At 38.8% G+C, this 14,365-nt stretch carries 14 protein-coding genes; 11 read left to right on the top strand and 3 right to left on the bottom strand.

All coding sequences use genetic code 11. The features are described 5' to 3' along the window. Nucleotides 1-55: 55 nt before the first annotated feature. A complete protein-coding gene (locus tag AN964_RS24860) occupies nucleotides 56-934 on the top strand; it encodes an IS3 family transposase (protein ID WP_244885906.1) in 879 nt (292 codons plus the stop codon). A 497-nt stretch (nucleotides 935-1,431) separates the two neighbouring features. Here the strand turns inward: AN964_RS24860 and dacB are convergent, their stop codons facing one another. Next, nucleotides 1,432-2,928 carry a D-alanyl-D-alanine carboxypeptidase/D-alanyl-D-alanine endopeptidase gene (gene dacB / locus AN964_RS24855; protein WP_437177124.1) on the bottom strand — a complete coding sequence of 499 codons (1,497 nt, stop codon included), beginning with the start codon at nucleotides 2,926-2,928 and terminating at the stop codon, nucleotides 1,432-1,434. A gap of 233 nt (nucleotides 2,929-3,161) precedes the next feature. Between dacB and AN964_RS24850 the strand changes: the two genes are divergently transcribed. The 4 genes from AN964_RS24850 (at nucleotide 3,162) to AN964_RS24835 (ending at nucleotide 6,940) form a co-directional block, all read left to right on the top strand. After that, nucleotides 3,162-3,872 carry a FadR/GntR family transcriptional regulator gene (locus tag AN964_RS24850; RefSeq protein ID WP_055742456.1) on the top strand — a complete coding sequence of 237 codons (711 nt, stop codon included), beginning with the start codon at nucleotides 3,162-3,164 and terminating at the stop codon, nucleotides 3,870-3,872. A 192-nt stretch (nucleotides 3,873-4,064) separates the two neighbouring features. Continuing rightward, nucleotides 4,065-4,811: a (Fe-S)-binding protein gene (locus AN964_RS24845; protein WP_055742455.1), complete on the top strand. Its 747-nt coding sequence runs from the start codon at nucleotides 4,065-4,067 to the stop codon at nucleotides 4,809-4,811. Between the two features lie 22 nt (nucleotides 4,812-4,833). Further along, complete coding sequence (locus tag AN964_RS24840) at nucleotides 4,834-6,219, top strand: LutB/LldF family L-lactate oxidation iron-sulfur protein (protein WP_437177127.1); 1,386 nt, start codon at nucleotides 4,834-4,836, stop codon at nucleotides 6,217-6,219. A 1-nt stretch (nucleotide 6,220) separates the two neighbouring features. Continuing rightward, nucleotides 6,221-6,940, top strand: coding sequence for a LutC/YkgG family protein (locus AN964_RS24835; RefSeq protein WP_055742453.1), 720 nt, complete (start codon nucleotides 6,221-6,223; stop codon nucleotides 6,938-6,940). A 189-nt stretch (nucleotides 6,941-7,129) separates the two neighbouring features. Here the strand turns inward: AN964_RS24835 and AN964_RS25900 are convergent, their stop codons facing one another. Next, complete coding sequence (locus AN964_RS25900) at nucleotides 7,130-8,227, bottom strand: helix-turn-helix transcriptional regulator (protein WP_083489552.1); 1,098 nt, start codon at nucleotides 8,225-8,227, stop codon at nucleotides 7,130-7,132. Between the two features lie 264 nt (nucleotides 8,228-8,491). Between AN964_RS25900 and AN964_RS24825 the strand changes: the two genes are divergently transcribed. Together AN964_RS24825 and AN964_RS24820 are read left to right on the top strand one after the other, a co-directional pair. Then, nucleotides 8,492-9,250 carry a nucleotidyltransferase domain-containing protein gene (locus AN964_RS24825; protein WP_055742452.1) on the top strand — a complete coding sequence of 253 codons (759 nt, stop codon included), beginning with the start codon at nucleotides 8,492-8,494 and terminating at the stop codon, nucleotides 9,248-9,250. 184 nt (nucleotides 9,251-9,434) lie between these two features. Continuing rightward, nucleotides 9,435-9,638 carry a hypothetical protein gene (locus AN964_RS24820; protein ID WP_055742451.1) on the top strand — a complete coding sequence of 68 codons (204 nt, stop codon included), beginning with the start codon at nucleotides 9,435-9,437 and terminating at the stop codon, nucleotides 9,636-9,638. A gap of 24 nt (nucleotides 9,639-9,662) precedes the next feature. Here the strand turns inward: AN964_RS24820 and AN964_RS24815 are convergent, their stop codons facing one another. After that, a complete protein-coding gene (locus AN964_RS24815) occupies nucleotides 9,663-9,935 on the bottom strand; it encodes a hypothetical protein (protein WP_055742450.1) in 273 nt (90 codons plus the stop codon). 277 nt (nucleotides 9,936-10,212) lie between these two features. Here AN964_RS24815 and AN964_RS24810 point away from each other — a divergent pair, with 277 nt between their 5' ends. From AN964_RS24810 to AN964_RS24795, 4 genes are all read left to right on the top strand, one after another. After that, complete coding sequence (locus AN964_RS24810) at nucleotides 10,213-10,983, top strand: transporter substrate-binding domain-containing protein (RefSeq protein WP_055742449.1); 771 nt, start codon at nucleotides 10,213-10,215, stop codon at nucleotides 10,981-10,983. A gap of 89 nt (nucleotides 10,984-11,072) precedes the next feature. After that, the gene (locus AN964_RS24805) at nucleotides 11,073-11,735 is read left to right on the top strand and encodes an amino acid ABC transporter permease (RefSeq protein WP_055742525.1); all 663 of its coding nucleotides are present in this window, start codon (nucleotides 11,073-11,075) and stop codon (nucleotides 11,733-11,735) included. A gap of 1 nt (nucleotide 11,736) precedes the next feature. After that, a complete protein-coding gene (locus tag AN964_RS24800; RefSeq protein WP_055742448.1) occupies nucleotides 11,737-12,459 on the top strand; it encodes an amino acid ABC transporter ATP-binding protein in 723 nt (240 codons plus the stop codon). Nucleotides 12,460-12,559: 100 nt separating this feature from the next. Continuing rightward, on the top strand, nucleotides 12,560-13,450 hold the full coding sequence (locus AN964_RS24795) for a CPBP family intramembrane glutamic endopeptidase (protein WP_055742447.1): 891 nt from the start codon (nucleotides 12,560-12,562) through the stop codon (nucleotides 13,448-13,450). The last annotated feature ends 915 nt before the right edge of the window (nucleotides 13,451-14,365 follow it).

The raw sequence follows: 14,365 nt of genomic DNA, 5'->3' as shown, positions 1-14,365 counted from the left end.
GAATCTTTGGGTTGCGGAAGGTTTTCCTGTAAAACAAACGATGAAGGCATTGGAGGTGAGTCGCTCTTTGTACTACTATCATCAGGATATTGAAACAAATGAAAAAATAGTAACGAAGCGAGGGCGTCCTAGTCCAGGTTATTCATTAAGAAAAGATGGATCTATGGTTTCCGACGAACAAATTGAAGAGCTTTTAATGGAAGGCATAGAAGGAGAAGAAGGAATCTATGGTTATCGTAAGTTAACCAATTATTTAAGGGTGGAACATAATCTAGTGATTAACTTTAAAAAAGTGTACCGATTATGTGATAAGTTAGGCATTCTACTGCCAAAGCGCAACGTTTCTCCTTCCTATCCAAGACGACTAGCTAAGCAGCACTCAATTACCGGACCCAACCAATTATGGCAAGTAGATATTAAATATGGTTCGATAGAAGACAGTGGCCGGTTCTTTTTTCTGGCAAGTGCCATAGATGTATTCGACCGTTGTATTGTAGGTTATTATCGAGGATCAACATGTAAAGCCGAGAACATTAATACAATGCTTCAAGAAGCCATTATACGGCGTCAGGTTCATTTGCCACAAGATGAAAAGGAATATAGTATCATTATTCGAACCGATAATGGTCCACAATTTGTAAGTAAAGACTTTGGGGAATTTTGTGAACTCCATAAAATTTATCATGAACGTATTCCCCCAAAATCACCCAATTTAAATGCGTATATAGAATCATTTCACAGTATCATCGAACGGGAGTGTTACCAACGGTACACCTTTGAGTGTTTTGATGAAGCGTATTACCGGCTAGATGAGTATATGGAATTTTATAATCACCGAAGATATCATGGGAGTCTTCATTATCTTTCCCCTACTCAGTTCCATAAGAAATTTAACGAGGTAGGTAGTATGGAAGAAATGGTTATTAATTTGTAGTGAGAATAGGATGAGAGGAAATTGGCCCCTTATTTGGTATAAAAGCAGAACGAATTAGGAGCACGACTTGATATGGAGCAGCGCATGATAACCTAGTTGGTGAATACAGCTTCTTAAGAGGCTGGGTTCCTGGATAGAGAATCATGCGCGAAGAGGCTCCATGTCAAGTCGATATGATACTATCACAAAATTAGCGAAGACAGAGGGGGCAATTTCCATCTTAAACAAAAAAATAAAATACTGCGAAAAAGAAAGATAATAGGAGTATGTGTCTAAAATAAGGGGGCCAACCCGGTATTGCCTGAATTATTCCGAATTATGCCTGAATAATTACGTGAACTGCCTGAATTATTCTGTAAAGTGACTGAATTATCTAATGGAAGTGGATTCATCAGTCACTATCTGTGGACAAGTCCCAAGTTCGTCCAGGGAAGCCGTGCAACCGCAAACAAAAAGCGCATAGCCATATTAAGAGACTATCCGCTATTTCTTGAATATTATTGATTGACTAATATTGCACAAATTTTATCCTCTATATCCTTCCCTTTTGACTCATCAGTTAGGTTGTTTAGCAAAATAGAAAATATTAGTTCCTTTCCGCTTGTGGTTTTTAGGTATCCGGATAAGGAAGTAATGGTGGAAAGGGTTCCGGTTTTTGCCTTCACATTTCCTTTTAACGGAGCAGTTTTCATACGATATCTTAGTGAACCGCCAACCATTTTGTCCGTTTCACCAGCAACAGGAAGAGACTGTAAATAAGAGTGGTACCATTTCTGTTTTTGTACTGCATACAGTAAAGAAGAAATTTCGTCCGCAGGTACTAAATCGATATGGGAAATCCCGGATCCGTCCCTTATTACTAGCGAGTTTGTATGCACCCCTAGTTTTGATAATTGCTTTATCATTACCTCAATTCCCTTATCCCAGCTGCCTTCTCCTTTTACCACTTTGCCCATTTCTTTTACAAGCGTTTCGGCATGACCGTTATTGCTTAATTTCATAAAAGGAAAGAGTAATTGTTTTAAAGGGATGGATTTATGTGTAATTAATAATTGTGAGCCATCAGATGTCACTCCTGTTTTGACCTTTCCTTCAACCTTAATTCCATTCTCCGCAAGTGATTGTTTAAACAAATCCAATGCAAAACGGGTAGGTTCCCAGACTGCAATCCATTCCTTTGTTATGCTGGCTTTTACGGGAATAGTTCCTTCAATGGTAACGGTATTGGAGCCATGGTCACGTTTAATTCTAATTTCTTTTCTACTATCCGGTGAAACGGTAACGGCATTGTTGACAATTTTGACATAGCTTGTTTTTGGAGTGACAGCAGTAATTGCTTTAGAACCAATTTCACTGCCGGGTTTTACTTCCACTACCACCGTTCCGGCATCGAAATCCTTGTCGGGTGATGCAGTCAATGCTGAAACCTGTGCCCCATAATAACTCGTTTCATCGCTCCACATGAGATCAGTGGATAATCTTACGTTGTCATACCATGTGTCATCTCCAATAAGGTCGCCTTGAATTGACTTTATACCTTTTTTACGAAGATCCGCAGCCATGGAATCAAAATCCTTTTTCAAAAGAGTGGGGTCTCCCTTTCCTTTTAAAAATAGATTTCCGTGTAACGTGTTCCCTTGTTTTCTTCCATTTGTAAGGATTTCAGTAGTAAACCGGTAGTTTTCGCCTAAAGCGGACAATGCAGCAGCAGCTGTTAGAAGTTTCATATTGGATGCAGGTCGTAAGCGGATACTTCCAAAATGATCATACATGATTTGCCCAGTGGCAGCTGACCGAACACTGACACCGGCAATTGCACCATATAAGTTATGATCCTTATTTAAAAGCTGATCGAGCTGATTGGACAGATCTCCTTTTTCCTCTATCGCATGTGCTTGAACATGAGCGAGAGGAGCCTTAACATGCATATTTGGTGTGAATGCTAAAATAAAGACGAAGATAGTAGTTAAAATTCTATGTATTTTTTTTATCAAAGTATCACCTTCCATTCGATTAGTATGGACAAATTTTGAAACGAAAACTCTACTATTTTATATTCCAAAAAAGGGTGAAACAGAATGAAATGAAGATGGTGAGAGAAAAAATAAATATAAGATACAGCTATTTTTATAAAACTTTTAGCGAATATAGTAAGATAGAGATGTATTCAGTGAAAAGTTTTATGGGAAAATAAAGAATATGGATCGTGCATTTCAGGAGTGAAAAAATGGAATATAAAAAGATACAACCCAAAAAAATATATGAACAAGTCGCAAGTGAGTTAATAGATATGATTCGTGAAGGTAAATTGCAGCCAGGTCAAAAATTAGACTCTGTTCAGCAGCTTGCAGAAAATTTTTCAGTAGGAAGATCCACGATCCGTGAAGCACTTACATCTTTAAGAGCTATGGGGTTAATTGAATTGAGACAGGGGGAAGGTACGTTTGTACGTAAGTTTGAACCTAGCGACATCACCTACCCCATTGATCAGGCACTTTTAATGGATAAGGAAGATATCGTACATCTTCTTGAAGTCAGGAAAATATTAGAGACTGGAGTAGCGATTACAGCGGCACTGCAGCATACAGAAGAAGATTTAGCCAATATGAAAAGTGCTTTATTGGATATGGAAAAGGCGACTGGAAATGAAGAATTAGGGGAACAGGCGGACCTTGACTTTCATATGGCACTTGTTAAAGCGACTCATAATCCGTTATTAATTAGTTTGATGAGCCACGTTTCTGAATTAATGGTAAAAGCGATGGAAGAAACAAGAAGAATCTGGTTATATTCAAAAGTTTCCACACTCGAGACTCTTTATGAACAGCATGCTCGGGTGTTAAAACATATTGAAAAAAGAGAATCGGAGCAAGCCAGAACCGCCATGCTAGACCACTTGAACAGTGTAGAAGAGATGCTTAAGGATTATTTAAAATAGTAATTGGCAATAAAATCCTCACCAAGACGAGTGAGGATTTTATTGTTGGAAAGGTATTTTTATAAAAAAGTAGAATAAGTCTAAAAGTAGGGCGAACAGTAAGGGCCTTTTCAAAATTTTAAATTGGAGTTACAATATTAACAGGTCATCTGATGACCTTATGTTCCCTATACTTTTAAGAAGGTGACAAAGTTGAAAGTAAGTTTATTTATTACATGTCTAGTAGATATGTTTAAAACGGATGTAGGAAAATCGATGGTGGAATTGCTCGAGAGGCTAGGTTGTGAGGTCGATTTTCCAGAAGGGCAAGTATGCTGCGGGCAGCCTTCCTACAATAGCGGCTATGTGGAAGATACGAAACCTGCTATGAAGAAAATGATAACGGCTTTTCAAGATGCTGATTATGTAGTGGCGCCATCTGGTTCTTGTGCCTTTATGTTTAAAGAATACCCTAAGATTTTTGCAGGTGACCCGGAATGGGAGCGGAAAGCGAGAAATCTAGCGGATAAAACATATGAATTCACGCAATTTATTGTGGATGTTTTAAAAATAGAAGATGTTGGAGCTAGATTGGATGGGAAAGCCACTTATCATCCATCCTGCCATATGACAAGGCTGCTTGGTGTGAAAGAAGCACCTATGAAACTTTTAAAAAATGTAAAAGGTTTAGAAATTGAACCACTACCTAATGCACATAATTGTTGTGGTTTTGGCGGAACCTTTTCTGTAAAAATGGGGCCGATTTCTGAGAAGATGGTAGATGAGAAAGTCCAGCATGTAGAGGAGACAGAAGCGGAATATTTAATTGGCGCTGACTGCGGCTGCTTAATGAATATTGGCGGACGTATTGATCGCAAAGGAAAACCGATTAAGGTATTACATATTGCTGAAGTATTAAATAGCGGCCATGGAGGTGAGCATATTGGGCATAAAAATTAGCGAAAAACAATTTAAAAGCCGGATGGATGAAGGGCTTCATGATGGTTTTATGCGCGGTGCCGTTCGTGGAGCTCAAGAACGCTTGCAGCATAACCGGGGCTTAGCTGCAGAACAGCTTGGCAATTGGGAGGATTGGCGAACTCTTGGTGAAGAAATCCGTCAAAACGTACTGGCTAATCTCGATTATTATTTATATCAATTAAGTGAAAATGTCGCAAAACGCGGCGGTCATGTCTTTTTTGCCGAAACAGCTGAAGAAGCGCGCGAATATATTAAAAATGTTGTAGTTAAAAAGAATGCGAAAAAAATAGTCAAATCAAAATCTATGGTAACAGAGGAAATCAGTTTGAACGAGTGCCTGGAAGAGGCAGGTTGTGAAGTAGTGGAAACCGATTTAGGAGAGTACATTCTGCAAATTGATGACCATGATCCGCCATCCCATATTGTTGCACCGGCCTTGCATAAAAACAAGGAGCAGATCCGGGATGTGTTTACAGAAAAGATTGGTTATACCAAAACAGAAAAACCGGAGGAGCTAGCTGCACACGCTAGGGCTATGCTCAGAAAGGAATTTTTATCAGCGGATGTTGGTATAACAGGCTGTAACTTCGCCATTGCGGAAAGTGGATCTATTAGTCTTGTAACCAATGAAGGAAATGCAAGGATGGTGACAACTCTTCCGAAAACGCAAATTACTGTTATGGGTATGGAGAGGATTGTTCCTACCTATGAGGAAATGGAAGTATTGGTAAGTCTTTTAACAAGAAGTGCCGTTGGACAGCGATTGACCAGTTATGTTACGTCCCTAACTGGACCAAGAATAGAAGGGGAAGTAGATGGACCGGAAGAATTTCATCTAGTCATTGTGGACAATGGCAGGGCAGAAATTCTCGGTACGGAATTCCAACCGATTCTACAATGTATCCGTTGTGCCGCGTGTATTAATGTTTGTCCAGTTTATCGCCATATTGGCGGACATTCCTACGGTTCTATCTATCCAGGTCCAATTGGTGCGGTACTTTCACCATTGTTAGGTGGTTATGACGAGTTCAAGGAGCTTCCATATGCTTCATCCTTGTGTGGGGCATGTACAGATGTTTGTCCTGTAAAAATTCCGCTCCATGAGTTGCTTCATAAACATCGACAGATCATTGTGGAACGGGAAGGAAAGGCGCGTGTTTCCGAAAAACTAATGATGAAAGCCTTTGGATTGGGTGCTGCATCCAGTGGTTTTTATGGAGTCGGTTCTAAAATAGCAACAAAGGCAGTGAAGCCATTTGTGAAGGATAATAAAATCACAAAAGGACCAGGCCCGTTAAAGGCGTGGACAGAAATTCGTGATTTCCCTGCTCCGAATAAAGAGCGATTCCGCGACTGGTTCCATAAAAGGAAGGAAGGAGATGACTAACATGATCGGTACCATTCAAAATCGTGATGGATTTTTAAATAAAATTGCTAAAAATCTAGGTAGAGAGCCGAAACCTCATGGAGTAGCTCTGCCTTCTTATTCCAAAAAGCCCCAATACGAAATATTAAAAGGAGCGACCCAGGAAGAATTAGTTCAAGTTTTCAAAGCCCAATGTGTGAACATTCATGTTGATTATTTCGACACGAATGTTGGTGAGTTAGCATCTACATTGGATACCGTAGTGAAGCAATATGGAGGCGGCCCGCTTTCCCTTTGGAAGGATGAGCGTTTTGAACAAGCCGGATTGCATACGCTTATACATGAAGTGTGGCCAAGTAAACAAATGGACGTTCATATTTGGGATCCTACTATGGGAGAAAAAAATATAGACCTTTGCGAGAAAGCGAATGTTGGTATTACTTTTAGTGATATCACGTTAGCCGAATCAGGAACCGTTGTTTTATTCAATGACAAGAACAAGGGGCGGTCCGTGAGCTTGCTTCCTCGTACCTATATTGCCATTATTCCAAAAAGCTCCCTCGTTCCACGGATGACTCAAGCGGCCGTTCAAATTCGTGAAAAAATTCAAAAAGGCGAAGTGATTCCTTCCTGTATCAACTTTATTACAGGACCAAGCAACTCCGCGGATATCGAGATGAACCTAGTCGTTGGTGTTCATGGTCCAGTAAAGGCTGCTTATATATTGGTTGACGACTTGTAAGTGTGGCGGAGGGTCCAATCCCTTGTCCACCTAATTTGGACTGGGGGTATGGTCCTTCTCCGATAGGTGGATCAAATGTCATATCCCTTAATTTGCTGAAGGGTAGGACAAGGAATGATTCCCCACAACTACATTGCAATATATACTATAAAAAAACCGTCAGCATAGACGGTTTTTGCATTATCTTGTTTATTTAACTCTCCCCAATAATTCTTTCACTAAGCCACTCAACGTTTCCCTTCCCAAAAAAGGCGCTAAGCTTGCCAATACATCTGGGTCTATATGATCAATTCCGATTTTTTTCAGCAGTGTTTCGATATTCTCTCTGCCTAAAAAAGGAGCGAGGGCCTTAATCCGTTGTATATCTATTTCACCCTCTTCAACCTGACAAACCAAATCATTTAATCGTTCCTTTCCCACAAACGGAGCAAGTTTTACCAATATATCCGGAGTCATTTTATCAGTACCGACTTTTTCAAGCAACGTTCCGATATTTTCTCTGCCTAAGAAAGGTGCAAGGCTTGTAACCCTATTAATATCTAGCTTTCCATCGACTACCTTATTAACTATTTCATTTAATCGTTCTCTACTTACAAATGGAGCGAGGGCATGAACAAAGCTCCAGCTGATTGTACCATCCACAGCTTTCTCGAGCAGCATATCAACGTATTCTCTGCCAAGGAATGGGGCAATTCTGACAAGATCTTGTATAGACAAAGTATTTCCAATTGTTTTATCCACTAATTTTCTCAGCGAATCTTTACTAAGAAATGGAGCAAATCTTGCAACAATATCCCAATTGATTTCTTCATCGGCCATTTGCTGAACTAATTCATCCAATACTTCCGAACCAACGAATGGTGCCAACTGCATGACTGTTTCTACATTAAAAACTCTTTTATCCAGGCTTTCTGTAACCTTATCTAGAATACTAGATTTTACTAATGGGGCAACATCCACAAATTCCTCTACGCTTATCTCTCCAGAATTGACCATTTCCGCTACTTCTTCCGTTTTCCCGCTGGAAATTTCACTAAACATATCTCCAATATGAAGGTATTTTCGATGTTCTAGCGCTTCTCCTGCGTTCATGATATCGTCGACCGTTATATCAAATATATGGGCAATCATCGGCAGTGTCCCGATATCGGGAAGTGATTCCCCGCGTTCCCATTTTGAAACGGCTTGGTGGCTTACATTTAATTGATCTGCTAACTCTAATTGAGTCATATCCTTGTCTTTGCGAAGTTTAGAAATATATACGCCAATTTTACGTGTATCGAGCATTTTATTCTCCTCCTTAAAATAATACAGTGCGCGCTGTTTAATATGATGGTAACATTTTCATCCCTATCAAACTATCAACAGATAGTTGAATGTTCCGAAAGTTTTCACTCAACTGGCGGTTGAGTGGTGGAATGGGAAGAAGGATCCTTGCTCCACTTAATTGGAAATAGGGACAAATCCCGTTCTATATCAAATTTTAAAAAAAGGAAAATAATCAGAGATACCGAAATATGATAAATAGGAAATGTAAAAGGGGATTCTAATATGTTAAGACAAAATACAGCAGTAGAAAAAATAGTGGAAAGTTTAAAACAGGATAAATCTGTGCAAGCCATTTTTTTAAAGGGTTCTATGGGCAGAAACGAACAGGATGAGCATTCGGACATTGATCTTTATTGTCTTGTTCATAAAGAGCATGAGGAGCAATTTTTATCAAGGCGCTTAAACCATTTACAGGCTTATCGGGAAATTATTTTTTATGATGATATTTTTATCATCGCCCCACAGATCATTGCGGTATTCGATGATATGCTGCACATTGATTTGTTCACAGTGACGAGGGAATCATTTGTTGGGAAGGATTATTTTAAAGTGTTGTACGACCCTAGCCATCTTTTAGATGAATTTAGTGATACTCAGGGATTATCACTCTCAGAAACGGAATATTGTGATGACGTATATGATGTAGCTTGGTTTTTGTTCCAATATAAAAAGATGTTAGCAAGGGGAAATGACATTTGGGAAGTGAGAATGCTGACGAATGTTATGTATCACTTAGGGAGAGTACTTTTGCATAGATATGTGCCTGAACGAGCACAGTTAGGATTAAAGACAATAGAGAAATCACTTCCTTCATCTTTAGTTGCGGAACTTGAACAAATCTTTGAAAACATTACACCAAGCCATCACAAAAAGGCGGCAGCACAGATCCGGAGGCTTGTTAAAAAGGAACTGGATTGGATTAAGCTGAACATATCGAAGGATGATCAGATTATTCCTTTTTTAGAGAAGATGCTTGAGTAAAATAGAATGAGAATTTAATCAGTAAAATAACATACTGATTACCAATACAAACAGTCTTAAAGCAACTTCATCGTTTCTTGTTCCATCTAAAGTTAACGTTTAATAATCTTAAATATGTATACCAACAATGCATAAACAAACCTCCTTGCGAAAACATAATGCTAAACAACAAGGAGGTTTTTTTATGGAGAATAGCAACAATGACGGATTTACAGTCGCCGGAACAAATATTGATGAAGTAAAAAGAAAAAATGCGCAGTCAGGGATGTCTTATAATGAAGTAAAAGAATGGCTGGCCAGGACAACAGGAGGGCGTGGGACAGCGATTTATAGTGATACGGATGTGGAAGAGGTAAAAAGAACAATCAACAATATGAGGAATGATTGAAGCCACCGAATTTTTCAGGTGGCTTTATTTGCGGTTTTTCAAAGGCATTTTCGTAATGACAATAGGGTCCTTCCAATTTGCATTAGGAATTTGCTGTGGTTCTAAGGTACTCGGCATGGATTTAATTGCCTTTATCTCTGGCGGAAGCGGAGCATTTACTGAATCAAGAATAATAAATTTTCGCTTCGATATATTTATCGGTTTTCTTGGATCGTTTCCTTTTGAAGGATGCTCACATCCAATTAAGTTAATGACTATAAGTAAGGTAGACATAGTGAACAGTAAAAGGTTTTTCATAACTGCCTCATTCCTTTTTTGTATTAGTATATGTTGTTTAGACATATAAACTCTAAATTTAGGTGAAAAAGCATTCAATCTTATTTATCACGGTGCCCCTTCTTTCCGGTGATTTGATAACAGATTAATGGAAAAGAATATTTCCCTTTTCAATGAATTGGTATAATACTCTGCCTGTTTCTATAAAGTAGTAATAGTCCGCTATTTTCATAGCGAATGAAAAAATATTAACTTTTTACAGGAGGGGTTTGTTATTTTTAGCAAAAGAATAAGGATATTGGCCGTTATACTGTCAATCGCACTTTTATCAGCATGCGGAACAGGCGGCAAAAACGTAGGAACAAGTGATGGCAAGATGAAGACTTACACAGTGGCGACAGACTCGAATTTCAAACCATTCGAATATAAGAATTCGAAAACCGGTGAAATGGAAGGGTTCGACATTGATTTAATCAAGGAAATTGCCAAAAGGGCTAAATTTAAAGTGAAATTTGAATCCATGCAGTTTGATGGGTTGATTGCGGGGATGAAATCGGGGCGTTATCCAATGGGTATTGCAGGGATCTCCATCACAGACGATCGAAAAAAATCTATTGCATTTTCAGATCCATACTATGATTCGGGCATTGTGTTAATGGTTTCAAATGAAAGCGAGATTCACTCTATTGACGATGTGGATGGAAAGAAGATCGGTACTCGTCAAGGTTCAACAAGCCAAGCATATTTGAAAGACAAAACAAATGCAAAGGTTGAAGCTTTCCCAGAAATCGTTAATGCCTACATGGATGTGAAAACAGGCCGTCTCGACGCTGCCTTTTACGATTTGCCAAATGTTCTTTTCTTTATTAAGCAGCAAGGAAATGGAAAAGTGAAGACAACCGGTGATGTACTAGAGGGACAATCATACGGTATTGCCTTCCCGAAAAACTCTGATTTAGTAGACGATGTAAATGCTGCATTGAAAGAGATTATAGAGGACGGAACCTATGCAAAAATTTACAAAAAATACTTTGGAGTTGAACCATCAGAGAAATGGCGGGGTAAATAAGCAATGGAAGCCTGAAAAATCGAGAAGGCGTAACAATGAAGTCTATGTTACGTTTCTTTCACACAATGTTAGGAGATGAAAGTTTTTTTATGATTGATGCCATACTGAACAGTTATTATATTCAATGTTTGCCGTTCTTATTTCAAGGATTGGTATGGACGCTCATTATTACGATTGGAGGATTAATTCTTGGCTTTATTCTTGGAGCACTGGTTGGAATGGGGAGGCTGTCAAAGAATCGCATTATTCGAGCGATATGTATGGTCTACGTCGAGATCGTGAGAGGTACTCCTATCCTAGCTCAAGTTCTCTTCATCTATTTCGGTCTTACGGAAGAAGTCATCGGGATAAATATTGATAAAATTATTGCCTCCATCATCGCGATTTCCTTTAACGCTGGAGCCTATATTGCCGAAATTGTCCGTGGAGCCATCAAATCGATTGAAAAAGGGCAGCATGAAGCAGGGCGCTCCATCGGTTTATCACAACGGCAGACGATGCGCTACATTATTTGGCCGCAAGCATTTAAACGAATGATTCCTCCGCTTGGGAATCAATTTATTATTAGTTTAAAAGATACCTCGTTGTTTTCCGTAATCGCGGTTGGAGAGCTCCTTTATATGGGACAACAATATTACAATCTTAATTTTGCCACTTTCCAAACACTAATCATGGTATGTGTCCTTTATCTTTGTATCACAATTCCGACTTCTTTATATTTACGTCGGTTAGAAAGGAGACTGGATGTGTAACATGATAACGGTCAAAAACTTGCATAAATCATTTGGTGCGCTCGAAGTTTTAAAAGGAATCAATGTAAATATTAAAGAGAAGGAAGTTGTTTGTGTCATTGGGCCATCTGGATCCGGAAAAAGCACTTTTTTGCGATGTTTGAATTTGTTGGAGGAGATTTCATCTGGTGAGGTAATAATAGATGGGAAAAATTTAACGGATTCAAAGATTGATATAAATGCCATACGTACACAGGTAGGAATGGTGTTTCAGCATTTTAATCTTTTCCCCCATATGACCGTGTTGGAGAATGTCACATTGGGACCTATCAAGGTGAAGGGGATAAGCAAGGTGGATGCAGCTGAAATTGCTCTTCCCATTTTGGAAAAGGTAGGACTTTACGATAAAGCAAAGGTGTATCCGGAAAGTTTATCCGGCGGTCAAAAACAACGGGTTGCCATAGCAAGGTCTCTTGCTATGAATCCAAAAGTGATGCTCTTTGATGAACCAACCTCCGCTCTTGATCCTGAACTGGTCGATGATGTTTTAAAAGTAATGAAGGATCTTGCAAAGGAAGGCATGACAATGGTAGTAGTTACACATGAAATGGGCTTTGCCCGTGAAGTTGGTGACAGGGTTCTTTTTATGGACGAGGGAATTATTATGGAGGAAGGGACTCCGCGTGAAATGTTTGAAAATCCGAAGAACCCAAGAACGCAATCGTTTTTAAGTAAGGTATTGTAAAAGGGGAGATGTATATCTCTTCTTTTTAGTCTTTTTTTCGTATTAGCCTTCCTGTAAAATGATTGGAAAGATAAATATATATTATTAGGGGTATGAAAAAATGGAAGTGAAAAGTAAAGCGCGTTTGATTGCCAGTATCATTTATAAATTAGTTGTTTCTATTGTCCTGATGCTTGTCTTAACTACAATCCTGTCGATTCCGGCTGTCATTTATGTCATTGCGACTTCTGATGCTCCATTAGAATCTATTTCTAACTTTTCATTAGATGATCCTGTAACAGGATTACTATCAGGGGCTGCATCCTTTTGTGGAGTGCTTTTAACGGTTCTGATCATGACTAAGTTTAAGAAACTGGCCATGAAAAATATGGGCTGGACGGATTTTTGGAAGCGGAAAAGAGAGCTTATCTTTGGATTGATATTAGGATTTGCTTCGATTACGGCGGTTTTCCTTATTTTGTTAGCAACTGGACAAATTTATTTTGACCATGTTCACTGGAGTTTTTCGTGGTCCCTCCTTCTAGGGCTGATTACATTTATTTTTGTGGCATTAAATGAAGAATTATTTTTTCGTGGGTACATCATTTCGATTTTAAAACCGACACATTCAAAAATTATTATGTATATTGTTTCTGCCGTTATTTTTAGCTGTGCACATATTCTAAATGATAATGTAAAAATTTTAGGTCTTATTAATATCGTATTGATTGGTCTCCTGTTTGCATATATGTTTTTAAAAACGAACCGATTATGGATGTCAGTCGGCTATCATTTAACCTGGAACTTCTTTCAAGGTAATGTATGGGGATTTCATGTAAGCGGAACGAATACTTCTAGTATTTTGCAGCCAGAAATTCGTGACACAATTTTAACTGGCGGAGGTTTTGGTCCGGAAGCAGGGCTTTTAACAACAATTGTTATCGTAGCAGGATTTTTTGTAACGAAATTCTTTTTGAAAACGGAAAAAGTAGAGTTGGAAGAAGAGATTTAAAATACCAAAGAGGCGGATTGATGCCCGAACTTTAGAATCCCCCGTAAGCAATTGGTCGCTTATGGGGGGATTCATTTTTTATTATGATCATAAATATATTGAAACCCATAAAGAAGAAGAGCACGCGAACAGTTGATGCAAAAGTATTGTGGCTTTTTTAATTTTTCTAAGGTAAATATTTTACACCAATCTACCAGTTTTAGCCCGAGAAGGTTAAATAGCAGATGAAGAATGGCATTAGAAATAATGTACAGCACAAATTTCCCATATGTCATTTTTAATATCCAAAGACTCATAACAAGATAGGGTCCAAGGTTAAAAAAATTCATACTATCAAATGGTGGAATCCCTTTATAAAACCTCCACCATCTTTTCTTTTCACCAAAAGTATCAATTATTTTCGTAAAAGTACATATAAAAATGGCGGCAGGGAGATGTCTTTTTAATGCGTTTTTGCCTAGAAAGGGTACGGTTAACCAAGGAAGGATTAGAACTGCAAGGTAAAATAACTTTGTGGGCTTCATGCAATCACCTCAAGGGTTAGAATATGCTATTTGGGAAGAGTTTATCCATTGGGATAGGAGTGTTTTTGGAGAAGACATAAAAAGCTCAGATTTAGATATCTGAGCTTCAGATTGTAGACAAAAGGGGTTCGGAATGGTCACATTCCGAACCCCTTTTGATTGTGCGCCCGGCATGGGTGTAGTCTCTAGGGTGAAAGTCCCGAACTGTGAAGGCAGAAGTAGCAGTTAGCTTAACGCAAGGGTGTCCGTGGTGACGCGGAATCTGAAGGAAGCGAGCGGCAAACTTCCGGTCTGAGGAACACGAACTTCATACAAGGCTAGGTATCATTGGATGAGTTTGCAATACAAAACAAAGTCCTTTCTGCCGAAGGTGATACAAAGTAAATGAAGC

Source organism: Heyndrickxia shackletonii (genome assembly GCF_001420715.1).
GTDB lineage: Bacteria > Bacillota > Bacilli > Bacillales > Bacillaceae_C > Margalitia > Margalitia shackletonii.
The sequence above is the reverse complement of the archived record's forward strand: the minus strand, read 5'-3'. Positions and strand labels throughout refer to the sequence as shown.

Coding starts and splice junctions, on each gene's coding strand:
- AN964_RS24850 (WP_055742456.1), top strand. CDS start 3,162: ATGGAATATAAAAAGATACAACCCAAAAAAATATATGAACAAGTCGCA.
- AN964_RS24840 (WP_437177127.1), top strand. CDS start 4,834: ATGGATGAAGGGCTTCATGATGGTTTTATGCGCGGTGCCGTTCGTGGA.
- AN964_RS24835 (WP_055742453.1), top strand. CDS start 6,221: ATGATCGGTACCATTCAAAATCGTGATGGATTTTTAAATAAAATTGCT.
- AN964_RS25900 (WP_083489552.1), bottom strand. CDS start 8,227: ATGCTCGATACACGTAAAATTGGCGTATATATTTCTAAACTTCGCAAA.
- AN964_RS24825 (WP_055742452.1), top strand. CDS start 8,492: ATGTTAAGACAAAATACAGCAGTAGAAAAAATAGTGGAAAGTTTAAAA.
- AN964_RS24820 (WP_055742451.1), top strand. CDS start 9,435: ATGGAGAATAGCAACAATGACGGATTTACAGTCGCCGGAACAAATATT.
- AN964_RS24815 (WP_055742450.1), bottom strand. CDS start 9,935: ATGAAAAACCTTTTACTGTTCACTATGTCTACCTTACTTATAGTCATT.
- AN964_RS24805 (WP_055742525.1), top strand. CDS start 11,073: ATGATTGATGCCATACTGAACAGTTATTATATTCAATGTTTGCCGTTC.
- AN964_RS24800 (WP_055742448.1), top strand. CDS start 11,737: ATGATAACGGTCAAAAACTTGCATAAATCATTTGGTGCGCTCGAAGTT.
- AN964_RS24795 (WP_055742447.1), top strand. CDS start 12,560: ATGGAAGTGAAAAGTAAAGCGCGTTTGATTGCCAGTATCATTTATAAA.